The sequence below is a fragment of the Cryptosporangium minutisporangium genome (genome assembly GCF_039536245.1).
Classification (GTDB): domain Bacteria; phylum Actinomycetota; class Actinomycetes; order Mycobacteriales; family Cryptosporangiaceae; genus Cryptosporangium; species Cryptosporangium minutisporangium.
Window position 1 is genome coordinate 75290 of sequence record NZ_BAAAYN010000064.1, and the last position, 18515, is coordinate 93804.

16 protein-coding genes, 3 tRNA genes and 1 pseudogene are annotated in these 18515 nt (G+C 70.0%); 17 read left to right on the plus strand and 3 right to left on the minus strand.

The window, feature by feature from the left end; genetic code table 11:
• Positions 1–41 precede the first annotated feature (41 nt).
• The 8 genes from ABEB28_RS38665 (at position 42) to ABEB28_RS38700 (ending at position 6682) form a co-directional block, all read left to right on the plus strand.
• Positions 42–2645 (plus strand): putative bifunctional diguanylate cyclase/phosphodiesterase, encoded by a 2604-nt coding sequence (locus ABEB28_RS38665; protein ID WP_345733275.1) that lies wholly within the window; start codon positions 42–44, stop codon positions 2643–2645.
• Between the two features lie 100 nt (positions 2646–2745).
• Positions 2746–2818: transfer RNA gene (locus ABEB28_RS38670), tRNA-Thr, on the plus strand.
• Positions 2819–2867: 49 nt separating this feature from the next.
• A tRNA-Met gene (locus ABEB28_RS38675) sits at positions 2868–2940 on the plus strand.
• A 140-nt stretch (positions 2941–3080) separates the two neighbouring features.
• Positions 3081–3212 (plus strand): 50S ribosomal protein L33, encoded by a 132-nt coding sequence (gene rpmG, locus ABEB28_RS38680; protein WP_240746576.1) that lies wholly within the window; start codon positions 3081–3083, stop codon positions 3210–3212.
• A gap of 375 nt (positions 3213–3587) precedes the next feature.
• Positions 3588–4040 (plus strand): MaoC family dehydratase N-terminal domain-containing protein, encoded by a 453-nt coding sequence (locus ABEB28_RS38685; RefSeq protein WP_345733276.1) that lies wholly within the window; start codon positions 3588–3590, stop codon positions 4038–4040.
• Positions 4040–4468 (plus strand): MaoC family dehydratase, encoded by a 429-nt coding sequence (locus ABEB28_RS38690; RefSeq protein WP_345733277.1) that lies wholly within the window; start codon positions 4040–4042, stop codon positions 4466–4468. Before ABEB28_RS38685 ends, ABEB28_RS38690 begins: the two co-directional genes overlap by 1 nt.
• 103 nt (positions 4469–4571) lie before the next feature.
• Entirely contained in the window at positions 4572–5147 is a 576-nt protein-coding gene (locus tag ABEB28_RS38695; protein WP_345733278.1) for a TetR/AcrR family transcriptional regulator, read from the plus strand.
• Between the two features lie 77 nt (positions 5148–5224).
• The gene (locus ABEB28_RS38700; RefSeq protein ID WP_345733279.1) at positions 5225–6682 is read left to right on the plus strand and encodes an MFS transporter; all 1458 of its coding nucleotides are present in this window, start codon (positions 5225–5227) and stop codon (positions 6680–6682) included.
• Between the two features lie 106 nt (positions 6683–6788).
• On the opposite strand, the gene ABEB28_RS38705 is transcribed toward ABEB28_RS38700, so the two are convergent.
• Entirely contained in the window at positions 6789–8021 is a 1233-nt protein-coding gene (locus ABEB28_RS38705) for a pyridoxal phosphate-dependent aminotransferase (protein ID WP_376980351.1), read from the minus strand.
• A gap of 240 nt (positions 8022–8261) precedes the next feature.
• Between ABEB28_RS38705 and ABEB28_RS38710 the strand changes: the two genes are divergently transcribed.
• The 7 genes and pseudogenes from ABEB28_RS38710 (at position 8262) to rplL (ending at position 12969) form a co-directional block, all read left to right on the plus strand.
• A tRNA-Trp gene (locus ABEB28_RS38710) sits at positions 8262–8334 on the plus strand.
• Positions 8335–8537: 203 nt separating this feature from the next.
• The gene (gene secE / locus ABEB28_RS38715) at positions 8538–8891 is read left to right on the plus strand and encodes a preprotein translocase subunit SecE (RefSeq protein WP_345733281.1); all 354 of its coding nucleotides are present in this window, start codon (positions 8538–8540) and stop codon (positions 8889–8891) included.
• Positions 8892–8988: 97 nt separating this feature from the next.
• Positions 8989–9708 carry a transcription termination/antitermination protein NusG gene (gene nusG, locus ABEB28_RS38720; RefSeq protein ID WP_376980353.1) on the plus strand — a complete coding sequence of 240 codons (720 nt, stop codon included), beginning with the start codon at positions 8989–8991 and terminating at the stop codon, positions 9706–9708.
• Positions 9709–9839: 131 nt separating this feature from the next.
• Complete coding sequence (rplK, locus tag ABEB28_RS38725) at positions 9840–10274, plus strand: 50S ribosomal protein L11 (RefSeq protein WP_345733282.1); 435 nt, start codon at positions 9840–9842, stop codon at positions 10272–10274.
• Positions 10275–10510: 236 nt separating this feature from the next.
• Complete coding sequence (gene rplA / locus ABEB28_RS38730) at positions 10511–11233, plus strand: 50S ribosomal protein L1 (protein ID WP_345733283.1); 723 nt, start codon at positions 10511–10513, stop codon at positions 11231–11233.
• 519 nt (positions 11234–11752) lie between these two features.
• Positions 11753–12292 (plus strand): annotated as a pseudogene (rplJ, locus tag ABEB28_RS38735) (50S ribosomal protein L10); the annotation flags it as partial.
• 287 nt (positions 12293–12579) lie between these two features.
• Complete coding sequence (gene rplL / locus ABEB28_RS38740) at positions 12580–12969, plus strand: 50S ribosomal protein L7/L12 (protein ID WP_345733284.1); 390 nt, start codon at positions 12580–12582, stop codon at positions 12967–12969.
• Positions 12970–13176: 207 nt separating this feature from the next.
• Here the strand turns inward: rplL and ABEB28_RS38745 are convergent, their stop codons facing one another.
• Both ABEB28_RS38745 and ABEB28_RS38750 read right to left on the minus strand, forming a co-directional pair.
• Positions 13177–13941, minus strand: coding sequence for a WecB/TagA/CpsF family glycosyltransferase (locus tag ABEB28_RS38745; protein ID WP_345733285.1), 765 nt, complete (start codon positions 13939–13941; stop codon positions 13177–13179).
• A 194-nt stretch (positions 13942–14135) separates the two neighbouring features.
• Positions 14136–15104 carry a GDP-L-fucose synthase family protein gene (locus ABEB28_RS38750; RefSeq protein WP_345733286.1) on the minus strand — a complete coding sequence of 323 codons (969 nt, stop codon included), beginning with the start codon at positions 15102–15104 and terminating at the stop codon, positions 14136–14138.
• 100 nt (positions 15105–15204) lie between these two features.
• Here ABEB28_RS38750 and ABEB28_RS38755 point away from each other — a divergent pair, with 100 nt between their 5' ends.
• Both ABEB28_RS38755 and ABEB28_RS38760 read left to right on the plus strand, forming a co-directional pair.
• Positions 15205–16428, plus strand: coding sequence for a glycosyltransferase family 4 protein (locus ABEB28_RS38755; RefSeq protein ID WP_345733287.1), 1224 nt, complete (start codon positions 15205–15207; stop codon positions 16426–16428).
• A gap of 368 nt (positions 16429–16796) precedes the next feature.
• A complete protein-coding gene (locus tag ABEB28_RS38760; RefSeq protein WP_345733288.1) occupies positions 16797–18491 on the plus strand; it encodes an O-antigen ligase family protein in 1695 nt (564 codons plus the stop codon).
• Positions 18492–18515: the final 24 nt, after the last annotated feature.

Genomic DNA, 18515 nt, shown 5'->3' on the forward strand with positions numbered 1-18515 from the left:
TCATCCGGATGGGCGGGCTGGATACTGCCGGGGAGGTGCGCGTGGCCGGTGTGATGCGGCGGCGCATCGCCGGGGTACCGACCCGACTGTGGCCGCTCGTCCTCGTGACCGCCGCGGTGGGCATCGCCGGTACCCAGGCCGCCATCACGGTCGCCGGTACGGGGCTCGCACCGGCCTGGCTGATCCCCGTCTTCATCGGGTTGTTCCTGGTGGGCGAGGCGACGCAGCTCCACGTCCAGCTCCGGCGCGAGACCCATTCGTTCTCGATCTCGGAGATCCCGCTCGTCCTCGGCCTCTACTGGCTGTCGCCGCTCGCGCTGGTGATCAGCCGGTTGACGGCCGTGATCGTGGTCAATGCGGTTCGCCGCACCACGCCCCACAAATTCGTCACGAACACCACGGTGGCCGCCGCCGAGACCGGCGTGGCGGTCGCGGTCTTCGCGTACATGAGCCCGCTCGACACCACCAAGCCGATGCTGTGGGTGTCGGTACTGCTCGCGGTCGGGCTGGCCGACCTGGTCAGCTTCGCCGGCATCCTGGCCGCGATCACGCTCTACGAGGGACGCCCGGCACCGGTCGCGGTGACCCGACTGGTGATCGCGTCGATCTCGGTCGGCGTGCTGAACACCACCGTCGGCCTGGTCGTGCTGATCGTGCTCAAGGTCAACATGCTGGCGCTGGTGCTGCTGCTCGTGCTCGCGGTGGTGCTGGTGGCGGGCTACCGCGCGTACGCCCAGTTCCTCGCCCAGCACAAGAGCCTGGGGGAGCTGTACGCGTTCACCCGCGCGGTGAGCACGGCGCGGCAGGAGAACAGCCTCGCCGACACGATGCTGACCCGGGTTCGGGAACTGCTCTCCGCGGAGTCGGCCACGCTGTGGATGCCCGCGCTCGGCCGCCACCCGGAGACCGCGCTGGTCGCCCGGGTCGACCAGGCCGGGCTGATCGACGAGCAGTTGGGCGAGGACCCGATCCGTCGCCGGGTGCTCGACACCGGCGTCACCGTGCATCTCGGCCCGCGCGGTGCCAACGCCGACCTGCGGCTGCGCCGTGCGCTGCGCGGACGCGAGGTGAAGGACCTCATCGTGGTCCCGCTGCGCTCCGGTACCGCGGTCGTCGGCTGCCTCGAGGTGGCCGACCGCTTGCACGATTTGGCGACGTTCGGCGCCGCGGACGTCCGGCTGCTGGAGACGCTCGCCGCGCACGCCGCCGTCGCGGTGGAGAACTCCCGGCTGGTCGAGCGTCTCCGCTACGACGCCTACCACGACACGACGACCGGGCTGCCGAACCGGCGTCGGCTGGTCGAGGCGGTGGAGGCCGCGATCGCGGTCGACCCGGTGCCCGACGAGGTGGTGGCGCTGCTCGAGTTCGACATCGACGCGTTGCGCGGCGTCAACGAAACCCTGGGGCACAAAGCGGGTGACCGGCTCTTGGCCGAGGTAGGGCGCCGCCTGCGTGAGCACGCGCCCGACGGTGCGCTGGTCGCCCGGCTCGGCGGGGACGAGTTCGCGGTGCTGCTGCGCGCGTCCGGCGTCGACTGCGTGGTGGCGCTCGCGACCCAGCTGCGGCGGGTGGCGATCGAGCCGTTCCCGCTGGAGAACTTCACGATCGAGGTCGGTGCCGCGGTGGGCGTCGTCCTCTTCCCCGACCACGCCGACGACAGCGAGTCGCTGCTCCGCCGGGTGGACGCGGCGACCGACGCCGCGAAGGCCGTACCCCGAGGTGTGGCGGTCTACAGCGGCGCGATGGAGTCGCGGAGCGTCCACCGCCTGGGATTGGTGCCCGAGCTGCGGCGCGCGATCGAGCAGGACGAGCTGACCGTGCACTACCAGCCCAAGGTGGCCCTGGCGACCAGGGAGCTGATCGGGGTCGAGTGCCTGGTGCGCTGGAACCACCCCGAGCAGGGCCTGTTGATGCCGGGCGAGTTCGTGCCGGTCGCCGAGCACACCGGTCTGATCGGCCCGCTCACCCGGTGGGTGCTCACCAACGCGCTGGCCGAGTGCCGGCGCTGGCAGGACCTGGGGCGTCCGCTCGGGGTTTCGGTCAACCTCTCCGCCCGCACGCTGCAGGACCCGGACTTCCCCGACGAGCTCGACCAGCTGCTCGCCGAGGCCGGGGTCCCGCCAGAGCTGCTGACGCTGGAGATCATCGAGGGCGGCGCGCTGACCGACGCCGAGCGTCCGCTGGCGACGCTGCGGCGGCTGGCCGAGCGTGGCGTCCGGCTCTCGCTCGACGATTTCGGGGTCGGGACGTCGGCGTTCAGCTACCTGCGGACGATCCCGGTCCACGAGATCAAGATCGACCGGTCGTTCGTCCTCGGCATGAACACCGACGAGGCGGACCTCGGCATCGTCCGGTCGATCGTCGGGCTCGGGCGGCACCTGGGGCTCTCGGTGGTGGCCGAGGGAGTGGAGAGCGAGCGGGCGCTGGCGCACCTGGAGGAGATGGGCTGCGACATCGCCCAGGGCTTCCTGTTCGCCCGGCCGTTGCCGCCGGACCGGCTGGAGTCCTGGGTCGCCGCGCGGACCGAGGCGACCGGCGAACCGTCGGGAGCTGCCGGCGCAACCGGGGTGGACGGGGCCGAGGGCGCCGACGGCACGCCGGACGAGGCGACGCGCCGGTTGCGAGTCGTCGGGCAGCACGGATAGCTACACGTCAACACGGTCTTCGCGCCGACCTCGCGCCGATAGGCCATACCGATTTCGCATCCGCGGGGCGGGCCGTGTAACCTTTGCAGCGGCTCGCAAGGCCCCCTTAGCTCAGTCGGCAGAGCGTCTCCATGGTAAGGAGAAGGTCTACGGTTCGATTCCGTAAGGGGGCTCCGATGCCGACCTCGGTCGGTCTGCCCGGCAGTGCATGCTGCTGCCAATGGCGGTGTAGCTCAGATGGCAGAGCAAGCGGCTCATAATCGCTGTGTCGCCGGTTCAAGTCCGGCCACCGCTACCCCCACTCCGGTCGGCCTCCTGGTCGGCCGGTTCGGTTTTACGCCCGTCGCCAGGTAAGCTAGTCGATCGAGTACTGACCCGATCCCGCAGGAAAGAGGCACTTCCGTGGCCGCCACCGACGTCCGTCCGAAGATCACGATGGCTTGCGTGGAGTGCAAGAACCGGAACTACATCACCAAGAAGAACCGGCGGAACGACCCCGACCGCCTCGAGGTGAAGAAGTTCTGCCCCAACTGTGGAAAGCACCAGCCGCACCGCGAGACCCGCTAAGAAGTTCTGCACCGGGTCGGCTGTGGTAAGCACCAGCCGCACCGCGAGACCCGCTAAGAAGTTCTGCACCGGGTCGGCTGTGGTAAGCACCAGCCGCACCGCGAGACCCGCTAAGCGGTCGCTCGCACCACGCATCGGAACGGCGTCGCCCCTACGGGCGGCGCCGTTCGCTTTGGTGCCGGAGGGCATCTGAGAGTGGTGTGGGCGGGTGCCCACACCACTCTCAGGTGTTGCTCGGGTAGCAGCGGTGTGGGGTGCGCCTCCGTTGGCTCGCGGCGGGCCGCGGCGGTGAGGGTTACCGGTAGGTTGCGGTGAAACCCGACCCCAAGGAGGCGCCGTGGCCAACCGGACAGACGTAGCGCTGGTGAGCGCCCGATGAGCGCTGCGGACGCGATCGGGCGCACCTACCCGAAGCTCCCGCCTTACGAAGTCGGGCGGGAGAAGATCCGGGAGTTCGCCGAGGCGATCGGCGACCGCAACCCCGCGTACCTCGACGCGGCGGCGGCCCAGAAGCTCGGCCACCCCGACGTCATCGCGCCGCCGACCTTCCCGATCATCTTCACGATGCGCTCGACCGGCGCCGCGGTCCTCGACCCCGAGCTCGGTATCGACTACAGCCGCGTGGTCCACGGCGAACAGCGCTTCGTCTACCAGCGCCCGGTGCACGCCGGTGACCGTCTGGTCTGCGAGACGACGGTGGAGGACCTGAAGAACCGTGCCGGCAGCATCTTCCTGTACATGCGCACGGACGTCACGACCGAGGACGGCGAGCAGGTGCTCGCCGCCTACTCGGTGATCGTCTCCCGCGCCCCCGAAAAGGAGAGCTGATGGCCGCCACCGTCTCCTACGACGACGTCGAGGTCGGCACCGCGCTGCCGGCGAAGACGTTCCCGGTCCAGCGGCAGAACCTGGTGATGTACGCGGGCGCCTCCGGCGACTTCAACGTCATCCACTGGAACGAGCGGGTCGCCACGGCCGTCGGGCTGCCTAACGTCATCGCGCACGGCATGTTCACGATGGCCGAGGCGAGCCGGGTGCTCACCGAGTGGGTGGGCGACCCCGCCGCGGTCGTCGAGTACGGCGTCCGGTTCACCAAGCCGGTCGTGGTCCCCGACGACGACAAGGGTGCCGAGCTGGAGGTCATCGGCGTCGTGACCGACAAGCTGGACGACCGGCGCGTGGCGGTAGAGCTCACCGCCCGCTCCGGTGCCGACAAGGTCCTGGGCAAGGCCAAGGCGGTCCTGCAGCTCGCCTGACCCCCCAACAACGAACCGGCCTCCAAGCCCGCCTTGGAGGCCGGTTCATTGCATCTTCCGCGAGGGTCTTGACTAAGTAGTGATTGGTCAATAACTTAGGTCCATGAGCCCAGGAGCCCGCCTCAGCGCCGACGAACGTCGCGAGATCGTGCTCCGGGCTGCGCTGGTCGAGTTCGCCCGGGGTGGGCTCGACGGCACCAGTACCGAAACGATCGCCCACCGGGCGGGCATCAGCCAGCCCTACCTCTTCCGCCTGTTCCCCAACAAGAAGGCGCTCTTCGTCGCCACGGTCGGCCTGTGCTTCCAGCGGGTCGTCGACGCGTTCGAGGACGCCGCGGAGGGCTTGGCCGGCGAGGACGCGATGGTCGCGATGGCCCAGGCCTACACCAAGCTGATCAGCGACCGTGACCTGCTGATGCACCAGCTGCAGGCCTACGCGAGCTGTGGCGACCCGGACATCCGTGCGGCCGCGCGCGATGGCTACGGCCGCCTCTGGGAGACCGTGCAGCGGATCGGCGGCGCCACCGACGACACGGTGCGACAGTTCTTCGCCTACGGCATGCTCTGGAACGTCGTGACGGCGATGAGCCTGGACTCGTACGACGCACCGTGGGCGCGGATGTGCGTCCCTGACGACATGCGCGGCGGGCTGCAGTTCAACGACGCGCCGCAGTCCTAACGACGAAGTCCCGGTGACGCCGGGACTTTTTTCGGACCTTTGAAGTTATTGACCAATCACTACCTAGGAGTAGAACCATGGCCGCTCCACCCTCGACGACCCGATGGACGTTCCTCGTCACGACGCTGGCGGCGTTCATGGTGTCGCTGGACAACCTGGTCGTGACCACCGCGCTCCCGGCGATCCGCACCGCGCTCGACGCCGACCTCGCGGACCTCGAATGGACCGTGAACGCCTACACGCTGACGTTCGGTGTCCTCCTGCTCACTGGCGCATCGCTGGGCGAGCGCTTCGGCAGGCGGCGGATCCTCGGCCTCGGCATCGGCATCTTCACGATCGCCTCCGCGATGGCCGCCCTCGCGCCCGACGTCGGCACGCTGATCGCCGCCCGCGCGGTGCAGGGCCTCGGCGGCGCGATGATCCTGCCGCTGACGCTGACCATGCTCTCCGCGGCGGTGCGGCCGGAGCGACGCGGTGCGGCGCTCGGAATCTGGGGAGCGGTCTCCGGGCTCGGCGTGGCGATCGGCCCGCTGGTCGGCGGTGCGATCGTCGACGGGTGGGCCTGGCAGTGGATCTTCTGGCTCAACGTTCCGGTCGGGCTCATCCTGCTCCCGATCGCGCTGACCCGCCTCGCGCCCGCCAGGGGCATCGCGCAGCGGCTCGACCTCCCCGGCCTCGGGCTGATCACCACCGGGTTGTTCGGCATCGTGTGGGGCCTGGTCCGTGGCAACGCCGTGGGCTGGGGGAGCGCCGAGGTCCTCGGGTCGCTCGCCGTGGGCGTCGCCCTCACGGTGGCGTTCGGCATCTGGGAGGCGCGCACCGCCCACCCGATGCTGCCGCTGAGGTTGTTCCGGAACCGGGGCTTCGCGGCGAGCAACGTCGCCGCGATGCTGTTCAGCTTCGGGATGTTCGGCTCGATCTTCCTGCTCGCTCAGTTCCTCCAGACGGTGCAGGGCTTCGGCCCGTTCGAGGCGGGTCTGCGGATGCTGCCCTGGACCGCGATGCCGATGCTGGTCGCGCCCTTGGCGGGCCCGCTGTCCGACCGGATCGGTGGGCGTCCGCTGCTCGTCGTCGGTCTGCTGCTGCAGGCTGCCGGGCTCGCCTGGCTGGCCGGCACGATGTCGCCGGACACCAGCTACGCCAGCCAGTGGCCGGCGTTCGTGATCTCCGGAATCGGCATGGCGCTGTTCTTCGTCCCGATCGCGAACGTGGTGCTCGGGTCGGTGCCGACGAACGACACCGGGGTGGCGTCCGGAACCAACAACGCGATCCGCGAGGTCGGGGGAGTGTTCGGGGTGGCGGTGCTCGCCGCGGTCTTCTCGCACCAGGGCGGCTACGCGTCGGCGCAGGCGTACTCGGACGGCACCAGCGTCGCGACGTGGGTGGGAGCCGGCGTGGTGCTGGCCGGTGCGATCGCGGCCGCGTTCGTTCCCGGCCTGCGCCGCCCGGCCGCCGGGCCCGTTGCTCCCGAGCCCGCCTCCGAGCCCGCCGCCCCCGAGCCGGTCGTCCGCGAGCCCGAGCCGGCTCCGGTCTGACCTGCGGCGGCCACCGTCCGGCGGTGGTGCGCGAGCACGCGTAAACATCGACGAACGGCGGAGGGCCCGGTGCTGGAGCACCGGGCCCTCCGACGTGAGGAAGGATTCAGTGCGCCTCGGCGAGCAGCTTCTGCATCCGGCTGACGCCCTCGACGATGTCGTCGTCGCTGAGCGCGTACGAGAGCCGCAGGTAGCCGGGGGTGCCGAACGCCTCGCCCGGAACCACCGCGACCTCGGCCTCGTCGAGGATCACGGAGGCCAGTTGGGCGGACGATTCGATCGTGACGCCGCGGAGCTCCTTGCCGATGAGGCCCTTGACCGACGGGTAGGCGTAGAACGCGCCCTTGGGCTCCGGGCAGTAGACGCCGTCGATCTCGTTGAGCATCCGGACGATCGTCTGCCGGCGACGGTCGAACGCGGTCTTCATCTCGTCGACGGCGGAGAGGTCACCGGAGACGGCCGCGAGCGCCGCGCGCTGCGCCACGTTGCAGACGTTCGAGGTCGCGTGCGACTGCAGGTTGGAGGCGGCCTTGACGACGTCCGTCGGGCCGATCAGCCACCCGACCCGCCAGCCGGTCATCGCGTAGGTCTTCGCGACGCCGTTGAGGATGACGGTCTGGTTCGCCAGCTCCGGAACGGCCTTCACGATCGAGACGAACTCGGCGTCGCCGTAGATCAAGTGCTCGTAGATCTCGTCGGTGATCACCCAGATGCCGTGCTCCAGCGCCCAGCGGCCGATCGCCTCGACCTCGGCAGCGGTGTACACCCCGCCGGTGGGGTTGGAGGGGGAGCAGAACAGCAGGGCCTTGGTCTTCTCGGTGCGGGCGGCTTCGAGCTGCTCGACCGTGACCAGGTAGTCCTGGGTCTCGTCGGCGACGACGTCGACCGGGACGCCGCCGGCCAGGCGGATCGCCTCGGGGTAGGTGGTCCAGTACGGCGCCGGGAGGATGACCTCGTCGCCGTCGTCGACCAGCGTCGCGAACGCCTCGTACACGGCCTGCTTGCCGCCGTTCGTGACGAGAACCTGGTTCGCGGCGACCTCGACGCCGGTGTCGCGCAGGGTCTTCTCCGCGATCGCGGCCTTGAGCTCCGGCAAGCCGGCCGCGGGGGTGTACCGGTGGTTCTTCGGCTCGCTGCAGGCGGCGATCGCCGCCTGGACGACGTAGTCCGGGGTGGGGAAGTCGGGCTCGCCCGCGCCGAAGCCGATCACCGGGCGCCCGGCCGCCTTCAGCGCCTTGGCCTTGGCATCAACGGCGAGCGTGGCGGATTCGGCGATGGCGCCCACTCGAGTCGATATACGGCGGGCCGGCGTGGTGTCTGCTGCGGTCATGGGTTCCATGCTGGCAGACCCGCCCGGACGTACGCGCGCCTATAGTCGCCGCCCGGCGCCGACCACCCGCCGGTCCGGGCCGAGTGGGCCCCGCGCCGGTTTGGGAGATTCGTAGCGGACCCCGTACACTCATCGCTCTGGGGCGTGTCGACGCCCGACCCGCCACCCCTGGTCGGACGGCGGGTTGTCGTCGCGCTCGCTCTCAGGGAAGTATGTTGCAAGCGCGCCGCTGCACCCGCAGCGATGCGAAGGGGTGTAGCTCAATTGGCAGAGCAGCGGTCTCCAAAACCGCAGGCTGCAGGTTCAAGTCCTGTCACCCCTGCACCGACCTCGACCGACGAGGGGAACTCAGGCCTCGGCCGGTGAGTTAAGAGCACGACGACGGAAGGCTGAGCGGGCAGAGTCCACTCAGCCGCCCGCCCGAAGAACGACCGACGACGGAAGGCAGAGTAGGCGGAGTCCGAGAGCAAGGACACCGCCACTTAGCCCCCGCCGAAAGAACGACCGACGACGGAAGGCAGTCCGGTGGCCGAGAGCAAGGGCAGCGCCCAAGCCGCGGAGCGGTCTGCAGCTAGCGTCGCCGCGAAGACCGACGGTTCGCCCAAGCTGCCCAAGGGCGGCGGCAAGGGCCCGGTCGACAAGGGGCCCCGCAAGGGCACCAAGGAGCGTCGGCCCAACCCGATCTCCCGGCTGATCCGGTTCATCCGCGAGGTCGTCGCAGAGCTGCGCAAGGTGATCTGGCCCACCCGCAAGGAGCTGATCACCTACACGTCCGTGGTCATCGTGTTCGTGACGATCATGACCGCGATCGTGTGGGGCCTCGACGCCGGCGTCGCCAAGATCGTGATGTGGGCGTTCGGGGCGAACGGCGACTCCTAGTTAGGCCCCGAGGCCGGCCCGCACCGCGGGTTGGCCTCGTGCCGCGTCCGCGTGCGGAACAATGGACTAAAACCCACAGACAGAGAAGAGCCATCGCGTGCCCGAGTACGACGAGGATTTCCGCCTTCCCGAGGGAGGCGAGACCGCCGCCCTGACCGATGACGACGAGGCGTCGGCCGACGTCGAGGCGCTCCAGGCTCCGACTCCGGCCCCCGAGGCCGTCACCGTCGAAGAGGAAGACCCGGTCGAGGAGCTGCGTCGCGCCCTCCGGATGGCTCCCGGTGAGTGGTATGTCGTGCACTCCTACGCCGGCTACGAGAACAAGGTCAAGACCAACCTCGAGAGCCGCATCACCTCGCTGAACGTCGAGGACTACATCTTCCAGATCGAGGTGCCGACGCAAGAGGTCACCGAGGTCAAGAACGGCAAGCGGCAGCAGGTCCAGTCGAAGGTCTTCCCGGGCTACTTGATGGTCCGGATGGAGCTGACGCCGGAGTCCTGGTCCGCGGTGCGGAACACGCCGGGCGTCACCGGCTTCGTCGGGGCCACCTCGCGTGCCGACCGCCCGAGCCCGCTGAGCCTCGAAGAGGTCGTCAAGATCCTCGCGCCGACCGTCCAGAAGGAGGTCAAGGCGCCGGTGAAGGTCGTCGACTTCGAGGTCGGCGACTCGGTCACCGTCACCGAGGGCGCGTTCGCCACGCTGCCCGCCTCGATCAGCGAGATCAACCCGGACGCGCAGAAGCTCAAGGTGCTCGTCTCGATCTTCGGCCGCGAGACCCCGGTAGAACTCAACTTCAACCAGGTCTCCAAGATTTAGCCACGGCGCCGACCGACCAGGGTCGGCGTCGCCGGTTCTCGGCCGGGCATCATTGACGGTGCCCGGTTGTTGCCGGCAAGGACTCCCGGAGAGACCGGGGGAACTGCAGTACGCCCAGGAAGCCCAGGAAGATGCCTCCCAAGAAGAAGAAGCTCTCAGCGATCATCAAGCTCCAGATCAAGGCCGGCGCCGCGACGCCTGCCCCGCCGGTCGGCCCCGCGCTGGGTCAGCACGGCGTGAACATCATGGAGTTCTGCAAGGCCTACAACGCGGCCACCGAGTCGCAGCGGGGCGACATCGTCCCCGTTGAGATCTCGGTCTACGAGGACCGCTCGTTCACGTTCGTCACCAAGACCCCGCCGGCCGCGCGTCTGCTGCTCAAGGCCGCCGGTGTGCCGAAGGGTTCGGGCGAGCCGCACAAGACCAAGGTCGCGACCGTGACGCGGGACCAGGTCCGGCAGATCGCCGAGACCAAGATGGTCGACCTGAACGCGATCGACATCGATCAGGCCGAGAAGATCATCGCCGGCACGGCGCGTTCGATGGGCATCACCGTCCAGGACTGATTGCCTCGGGCCCGCATCGCCCGGCCCAGCTTCCCGCTCGCGGCGTTTTCGCCCACTCGGTTGCAGAGCAACCGTCGCAGGCTGCGGCCTTGCGAGCGGAGACCTGGATCCGGCCGCTGCTCCCACTCGGGCGGTGACCGTCAGAACCACCCCGCATCAGCGGGCGACAGATGAGAAATCGTGGGAGAGCCGGGCGCGGCTCATCAACCACGAACTCCACAGACTCAGGAGACGTAATGAAGCGCAGCAAGGCTTACCGCGCGGCGGCGGAGACCGTCGACAAGTCGAAGCTCTACAGCCCGCTCGAGGCAGCGCGGCTGGCCAAGTCCACCAGCACCACCAAGTACGACGCGACCGTCGAGGTTGCGATCCGGCTCGGCGTCGACCCTCGTAAGGCCGACCAGATGGTGCGTGGCACGGTCAACCTGCCGCACGGCACGGGCAAGACCGCTCGGGTCATCGTGTTCGCGGTCGGCGACAAGGCCGCGCAGGCCGAGGCCGCCGGTGCCGACGCGGTGGGCTCCGACGACCTGATCGAGCGGATCCAGGGCGGGTGGCTCGACTTCGACGCCGCCATCGCGACCCCGGACCAGATGTCCAAGGTTGGCAAGATCGCGCGGATCCTGGGCCCGCGCGGTCTGATGCCGAACCCGAAGACCGGTACGGTCACGCCGGACGTCACCAAGGCTGTGAACGAGATCAAGGGCGGAAAGATCAACTTCCGCGTCGACAAGCAGGCCAACCTGCACCTCGTCATCGGCAAGGCGAGCTTCGACGACACGAAGCTGGTTGAGAACTACGCGGCCGCGCTCGAGGAGATCAACCGGGCGAAGCCGAGCGCCGCGAAGGGCAAGTTCCTCCGGAAGATCACGTTCACGACCACGATGGGTCCGGGCATCCCGGTCGACCCGAACCGGGCGCGTAACCTCCTCGAAGAGGACGCGGCCGCCACGGCCTGACGTTCCGCACCGCATTCCGCATCACGACGAGGCGGCTCCCGACGGGGGCCGCCTCGTTCGTCGTTGTTGGGGGAAGAATGGGGGCATTGTGCTGTGCGCACACTGCCATTGCGCGCTGGACTGATAGTTTTCTCTTCGAAGGGCGGGCCGAGCCGGAGGGGGCTTCGCCGACAGAGTCGGACGATGCCCCCTCTCCGCCCGCCCAGGGCCGGGTTGCGCGGCCCTCGGCGTCGCCGCCGGTTTCCGATTCGGGGGATCGCCGAGCGTGAGGTACGCTGGTCGATGACATCCACCGAAGACCGCTGGTCGCTGTGCTGTGTTCGTTCCGAGCCGGCACGGCCGAAGGTCCCGCTGACGCGGGCGACCCGCGCAGGCCGGACGGTCGCCGTAGGTTCCCACGCCTGCCTCGAGTGTTGAGGCGCTGCGTGAAAATCCTGTGTGCTGCCCCGTGCGCCCTGCGCCGGGGCGTCTCTCGTTTCAGGCGGGCACGACCAGCCCGAGTTACGAGAGAGGAGGCCCATGGCTGACACTCAGGCCCGCCCCGACAAGGCGGCCGCAGTGGCTGAGCTGACCGGTGGTTTCCGCGACTCGGCGGCGGCGGTGCTCACCGAGTACCGCGGACTGACGATGGCGCAGCTGACGACGCTGCGTCGTTCGCTCGGTCGCGAGACGACCTACGCCGTGACGAAGAACACGCTGGCCAAGATCGCCGCGCGCGACGCTGGTATCACCGACCTCGACGAGCTGCTGACCGGTCCGACCGCGATCGCATTCGTCAAGGGTGACCCGGTCGAGGCCGCCAAGGGCCTGCGCGACTTCGCCAAGGCCAACCCGCTGCTGGTGGTCAAGGGTGGTGTGCTCGACGGTCGCAAGCTGAGCGCCGAGGACATCACCAAGCTGGCCGACCTGGAGTCGCGCGAGGTTCTGCTCGCGAAGCTCGCTGGTGCCATGCAGGCCAAGATGGCGCAGGCTGCCGCGACGTTCAACGCGCTGCCGACCCAGCTCGCCCGGCTCGCCCAGGCGCTGCAGGAGAAGAAGGCCGCCGAGGGCGGCGCCGACGCTCCGGCCGCCGACAGTGGCACCGACGCTGCGGCCGCCGACAACGGCGCCGACGCTCCGGCCGCCGACAGTGGCACCGACGCTGCGGCCGCCGACAACGGCGCCGACGCTCCGGCCGCCGACAGTGGCACCGACGCTGCGGCCGCCGACAACGGCGCCGACGCTCCGGCCGCTGAGGCTTCCGCGGAAGCCTGATCGTCCCCGCGTAGGGGCTGATCGGCCTCGCCGCAACCAATACCGCGCTGGGGTGACACCCCCCGGCACCCCACTGAAAGGACACGCCTGCTATGGCGAAGCTCAGCACCGACGAGCTGCTCGACGCGTTCAAGGAGATGACGCTGATCGAGCTCTCCGAGTTCGTGAAGCTCTTCGAGGACACCTTCGACGTCAAGGCTGCCGCTCCGGCTGCCGTCGCCGTTTCCGGCCCGGCCGGCCCCGGCGCTGCCGCTGAGGCCCCCGAGGAGAAGGACGAGTTCGACGTCATTCTCGAGGGCGCCGGCGACAAGAAGATCCAGGTCATCAAGGAGGTGCGTGCCCTCACCAACCTCGGCCTGAAGGAGGCCAAGGACCTGGTCGACGGCGCGCCGAAGCCGGTCCTGGAGAAGGCCAACAAGGAGACCGCGGACAAGGCGAAGGCCCAGCTCGAGGCCGCTGGCGCCACCGTCTCGGTCAAGTGATCTCCGCCGGCCACCGCGCCGGCGAGCACTGACACCAGAAGCGCCCGTCCGATTCGGGGCGGGCGCTTCGTCATGCGCGGGCAGGCGGCGCGTGCGGGTGGCTTTTCCGAAAACCACGTCACGGTGCGCCCTGAGAGGTGCTCTTCCCGAAAACGGGTCCTCGCCCGCCCCGCGCGCCCTTGCGGAGCGGGCTGGGCGGGCGGCGTCTCAGGCCTGCTTGCGCCAGCGGTCGGTCAGGGCGCCGTAGATGAACACCGGGTTGCCGACGAGGTAACGCTTCCACAGGCGGCGCGGCTCGGTCGCCAGCCGGTACGCCCACTCCATGCCGTGCCGCTGCAGGAACTCCGGCGCCGACGGTTTGTTGCCCGCGTGGAAGTCGAACGCCGCACCGACCGGCACGACCGTGCAGTTCAGCCGCGCGGTGTACTCCGCCACGAACAGGTCCTGGCGTGGCGTCCCGAGACCCACCCAGAACACGTCGGGCTTGGCGGCCGCGACCCGTGCGACCAACTCGTCGGCCTCGTCGGCGGTCAGGTCGCGGAACGGCGGGGACTCGACACCCACGAACTCCGCACCCGGGAACCGCTCGCCGAGCTTCTCCGCCAGCGTGGCCACGGTCGTCGGCGACGCGCCGTACAGGTAGTGCTTCAGCCCGCGGGCACGGCCCTGGTCGATGGTGTCGGCCATCAGGTCGGGCCCGTAGACCCGCGCGGCCATGTCCGGGTGCCCCCGCCGCCGCCCGACCATCGCCACGTAGTGGCCGTCCGCGAAGTTGATGTCGCTGGCGTTGAGCAGCGCACGGTACTCCGGATCGCGGACCGCGAGCGAGAGCGTGTACGCGTTGCACAGGTGGGTGCGGCGCGCCTGCCCGTAGTGGGAGTCGACGACCAGCGCCGCCGCCGGGTCACGGGTGAGTGCTTCGATGCGGACGCCGCAGCACACGAACGTGCCCGGCCGCGTAGACGTGCTCATAGCGCGGAAGCTTAGTTGTAGCCCCAGCCCGGACCTAAAGCAGCAGCCGGGGCGGGGCCGCGCGGCTGCACACCCCCAGCAACCGGAGGGTGGGTCAGCAACCACGCACGGGCCGGCGGGACGACTCGGTGGGCCGAGCCGCGCGCCGGATGCGGAAGCAACCGGCGCGCGCCCGGCAGGCGTAGATAGGGCAGTTAACGACGGAAGGTCGACTGGTGCTCGAGGAACCACCGGTAGACCGACGCGATGCCGTCGCGGAGCTCCACAGTGGGCTCCCAGCCGAGCGCCTTGATCCGGGAGACGTCCAGCACCTTGCGCGGCGTACCGTCCGGCTTCGAGGTGTCGTGCACGAACTCGCCGTCGTAGCCGACGACCTCCGCGATCATCCGGACCAGCTCGTCGATCGTGACGTCCTCGCCGACGCCGATGTTGATCGGTGCCGGGTCGTCGTAGCGCTCCAGCAGGACCAGGCAGGCGGCCGCCAGGTCGTCGGTGTGCAGGAACTCGCGGCGCGGCGTACCGGTGCCGTAGATCGTGAACTCCCGATCGCCGGCCGCGACGGCCTCGTGCATCCGCCGCATCACCATCGGCATCACGTGCGCACCCGGGATCTCGAAGTTGTCACCGGGTCCGTAGAGGTTCGTCGGCATCGCCGAGATGTAGCTCCGGCCGTACTGCCGCCGGATCGCCTGCACCTGCATGACCCCGGCGATCTTCGCGATCGCGTACGCGTCGTTCGTCTCCTCCAGCGGGCCGGTGAGCAGCGAGTCCTCGCGGATCGGCTGCGGCGCGAACTTCGGGTAGATGCAGGAGGAGCCGAGGAACAGGAACCGCTCGACGCCGAACTCGTGCGCCGCGTCGAGCAGGTTCGTCTGGATGCGCAGGTTGTCGGAGAGGAACTCCGCCGGGTACGTCGAGTTCGCGAAGATGCCGCCGACCTTGGCGGCGGCGTCGATCACGTAGTCGGGCCGGGCCTCGTCGAAGAACGCGCGCACCGACTCCCGGTCGCGCAGGTCCAGCTCCTTGGAGCGGCGTCCGACGAGGTTGGTGAAGCCCACCGACTCGAAGTGGCGCCAGATGGCCGAACCGACGAGCCCGCCGTGGCCCGCGATGTAGACCCGGGCGTCCCGAGGGACAGGGTGGTGGAAGGGCGTGGTGGCCACGGGTGGTCGTCTCCTCGAACGCGAGCATCATCGACGGAGTAGTAACGTCTGGCGCCAGCGTATCCATCCATGTGGCCGCACACCTGTGGGGAACCAGCTTGTGAAGATCGTGCTGGCGCACAACCGCTATGTCTCGGCTAACCCCTCGGGTGAGAACACGGTCGTCGACCTGGAGTCGCGGCTGCTCGCCGAGGCCGGCGTCACCGTACTGCCGTTCCAGCGCAGTTCCGACGAGATCGCGGAGCTGTCCAAGCCGCAGAAGGCTCTGCTCCCGATCTCGCCGATCTACGCGCGGCGGGCTCAGCGCGAGCTCGCGGCGCTGCTGGAGTCCGAGCGTCCGGACGTGCTCCACCTGCACAATCCGTACCCGCTGCTGTCCCCGTGGGTGATCCGGACCGCGCACGCCCACGGTGTGCCGGTCGTCCATACGGTGCACAACTTCCGGCAGGTCTGCGCGAACGGCCTGTACTTCCGCGACGGGCACTCGTGCCACGACTGCCTGGGTAAGGCCTACCCGTACCCGGCCGTCCAGCACTCGTGCTACCGCGGCTCGAAGGCGCAGAGCGCGTTGATGGCGACGACGCTCACCGTGCACCGCGGCACGTGGCACTCGGTGGACCGGTATCTGGCGCTCACCCCCGCGATCGCCGAGCACCTCCGGTCGTTCGGCGTCACCGACGCGCAGATCACGGTCAAGCCCAACGGGGTCCCCGACCCGGGTCGGCACGACCAGGTCGGTCGTGGGTTGCTGTTCGTGGGCCGCTTCTCCGCCGAGAAGGGTCTCGATCTTCTGGTCGACGCGTGGCAGCGGCACCCCGAGGGGTCGCTGGGCACGCTGCGGCTGATCGGGGACGGGCCGCTGCACGCGGAGGTGACCGCCGCAGCCGCCGGGCGCCGCGACATCGAGCTGCTGGGACGGCGTACCCACGCCGAGGTACAGGACGCGATGCGCGAGTCCGCGGCGCTGGTGACGCCGTCGACGTGGGACGAGGTCTGCCCGATGGTGGTGGTCGAGGCGCTGGCGAACGGACGTCCGGTGCTGGCCACCGCGATGGGCGGCTTGCCGTTCCTGGTGGGGAGCGACGACGCGGCGGAAACTCCGGGCGAGGACGCCGCACCCGCCGGCGGCTGGACCGTCCCGCCGGACGCCGAGGCGCTCGCCGCGATCCTGCCGCGGGTCGTCTCCGAAGCGCCCGCCCTCGCGGCGGCGGCTCGCCGGCGATACGAGCGGATGTTTTCGACGACGGTGACGACGGCGGCCCTGCTCGGCGTCTACGAGGAGTTGATCGCCGCACGGGTCGATCGGCGCGTCGTGAAACGTTGACCGACGTTTCTCCGTTCTTCCCTTCGGAGTACACGGGATAGACAACGTCTCGCTGGCGAGTACCGTCCGTGGCTCTGAGGAACCAATGCGAGAATCAGCGGAATCGGTGCCCAGCTGCCGACCGGCGCGCTCGGGCGCGGCTGCACGTCGGGGCAGCGCGGGTGTCGAGTCCACTGTGAGGGCGCGCTGAGGGGCAACAGCGCGGCCATCCAGCGGAGCACCAGGCAGCGACGCTGCGCACAGCGACCGGAGGACTCAGCACAGCCGTGGCGATCGAAAAGCGCGTCAGCCCTCTTGCCCAGCGTCTTGGGTCCGGTGGGCCCTTTCTCGACCCAGATCGGTGGACGGCACGGCATAGCCGTTTCGTCTTGATCGGCGCAGCCGTCGTGGCGATCGCCTGGTTGGTGGAGGCCGCCACCGAGAACGCCGCCAACGGAACACGGGCCGCGATCGGCGCCGCGCTGGCGGTCGCCGTGGCCGGCTTCGCGCTGTCGCTGCGTGGCGTCACCTGGTCCGGCCTGGCGGTCGGTGGATTCGTGGTCTTCTGCGGAATGATGTCGTGGACCTGGACCACGACCCGCGCGGTGACCTGGTCGGTGTACGCGCTCGGCGCACTCCTCCTTCTGCTCTGGACGTTCCCGTGGTTCCGGGACGCGGTCCGGCTCCCACGCCTCGGCGCCGCCTGGCTCGGCCTGGCGTACTGGCCGCTCGGCATCATCTCGGCGATCCTGACCGCGAACCTGACGGTCGGTGGGCAGCGGGTCGCCTACTTCGGCGTCTCGGCAGTGGCCGCGCTCGGCATCGTGGTGGCGCTGCGCCGCACCGGCCGGGACCCGTCGGTGGGTGTCATCGCCGCGTTCCTGTTCGCGATCTCCGCGCTGTTCCTGGTCGGCTCCGGCAACATCCTGGACGACGTCCACGCGGTGCCGGAGGGAGCCTGGGGCGCCCGGATGAACGGCCGTTTTTGGGGCGGCCCCGGTCTGCTGTACCACCCGAACTCGCTGGCGCTGATCGGCGTCCTGATCTCGCTGCGGATCGCCCCCGACCGGTCGTTCGTCCGCTGGCAGCGTGGCGCTGCCCTCGGGCTGACCGGTCTGGTCATCCTGTTGACGAACTCCCGCACCGCGTGGCTCTTCCTGGCCTGCGCGGCGGGTGTGCACCTGCTGGTCGTGGCCCGGAAGCAGTGGTGGGCCCGCCGCGGCGCCGTGGTTCCGGACGACGGGCTGCCGACCTACCCCTCGCTGCGCCGAGCGGCGCTCGCGGCCGTGCTGCCGTTCGTGCTGGTGGGCATGGTGTTCATCGGGATGGGCGGGGTGTCCTCGCTGTTCCAGAGCCGCTACCAGAACACGGTGACGACGCCTACCACCGAGGACGAGACCGCGGACATCACCAGCGGCCGGTTCGACACCTGGAAGCAGGTCATCGACGAGTTCGAGTCCGACGCCATCGTCGCGAAGGTGTTCGGCAACAACTCCGATCCGCGCGGCGCGGTGGTCCGGGAAGACACCGGGGCGGAAGGGGAGCGGCCGGAGCTGACCACCGACAACTCGGCGATCGGCGCGCTGCGTCGGGCCGGGATCCTCGGATGCGTCGCGTTCCTGTTCGGGCTCGGGCTGCTGCTCTGGCGGGCGGTGCGGCGCGGCGTGCCGGCGTGGTTCACGATCACCGTGGTGGCGTCGCTGGCCACGATCCCGTGGGCGGACTGGTTGCTCGGCGGCGTCGGCGGCACGTTCTGGATCTTCTTGCTCGCTGCCGAGGCCTGGATAGTGCTGGGCCCCGCCGCGCAGGCGGCGAAGTTCCCACCCTCGGCGCCGTCCGGTGGCGCCACCCCACCGGTGCCGTCGCCGGCCGGTCCGCCGGCCGCTACCGGTGCGCCGGACGCGTCGGGCGCGTCCGCGCCGGCGGGTGCGTCCGCGTCGGCGGGTCCGCCCGCGCCACCGGGGGGCGCGTCCGCGCCGGCGGGTGCGTCCGCGTCGGCGGGTCCGCCCGCGCCACCGGGGGGCGCGTCCGCGCCGGCGGGTGCGCCCGCGCCTGAGCCTGCGGCTGACTCCGTCACGCGCTGATCTACGCCGAATCCGCCTCCACGG

Coding starts and splice junctions, on each gene's coding strand:
- ABEB28_RS38695 (WP_345733278.1), top strand. CDS start 4,572: ATGAGCCCAGGAGCCCGCCTCAGCGCCGACGAACGTCGCGAGATCGTG.
- ABEB28_RS38745 (WP_345733285.1), bottom strand. CDS start 13,941: ATGAGCACGTCTACGCGGCCGGGCACGTTCGTGTGCTGCGGCGTCCGC.
- rplL (WP_345733284.1), top strand. CDS start 12,580: ATGGCGAAGCTCAGCACCGACGAGCTGCTCGACGCGTTCAAGGAGATG.
- rplK (WP_345733282.1), top strand. CDS start 9,840: ATGCCTCCCAAGAAGAAGAAGCTCTCAGCGATCATCAAGCTCCAGATC.
- rpmG (WP_240746576.1), top strand. CDS start 3,081: ATGGCTTGCGTGGAGTGCAAGAACCGGAACTACATCACCAAGAAGAAC.
- ABEB28_RS38700 (WP_345733279.1), top strand. CDS start 5,225: ATGGCCGCTCCACCCTCGACGACCCGATGGACGTTCCTCGTCACGACG.
- ABEB28_RS38690 (WP_345733277.1), top strand. CDS start 4,040: ATGGCCGCCACCGTCTCCTACGACGACGTCGAGGTCGGCACCGCGCTG.
- rplA (WP_345733283.1), top strand. CDS start 10,511: ATGAAGCGCAGCAAGGCTTACCGCGCGGCGGCGGAGACCGTCGACAAG.
- ABEB28_RS38705 (WP_376980351.1), bottom strand. CDS start 8,021: ATGGAACCCATGACCGCAGCAGACACCACGCCGGCCCGCCGTATATCG.
- ABEB28_RS38685 (WP_345733276.1), top strand. CDS start 3,588: ATGAGCGCTGCGGACGCGATCGGGCGCACCTACCCGAAGCTCCCGCCT.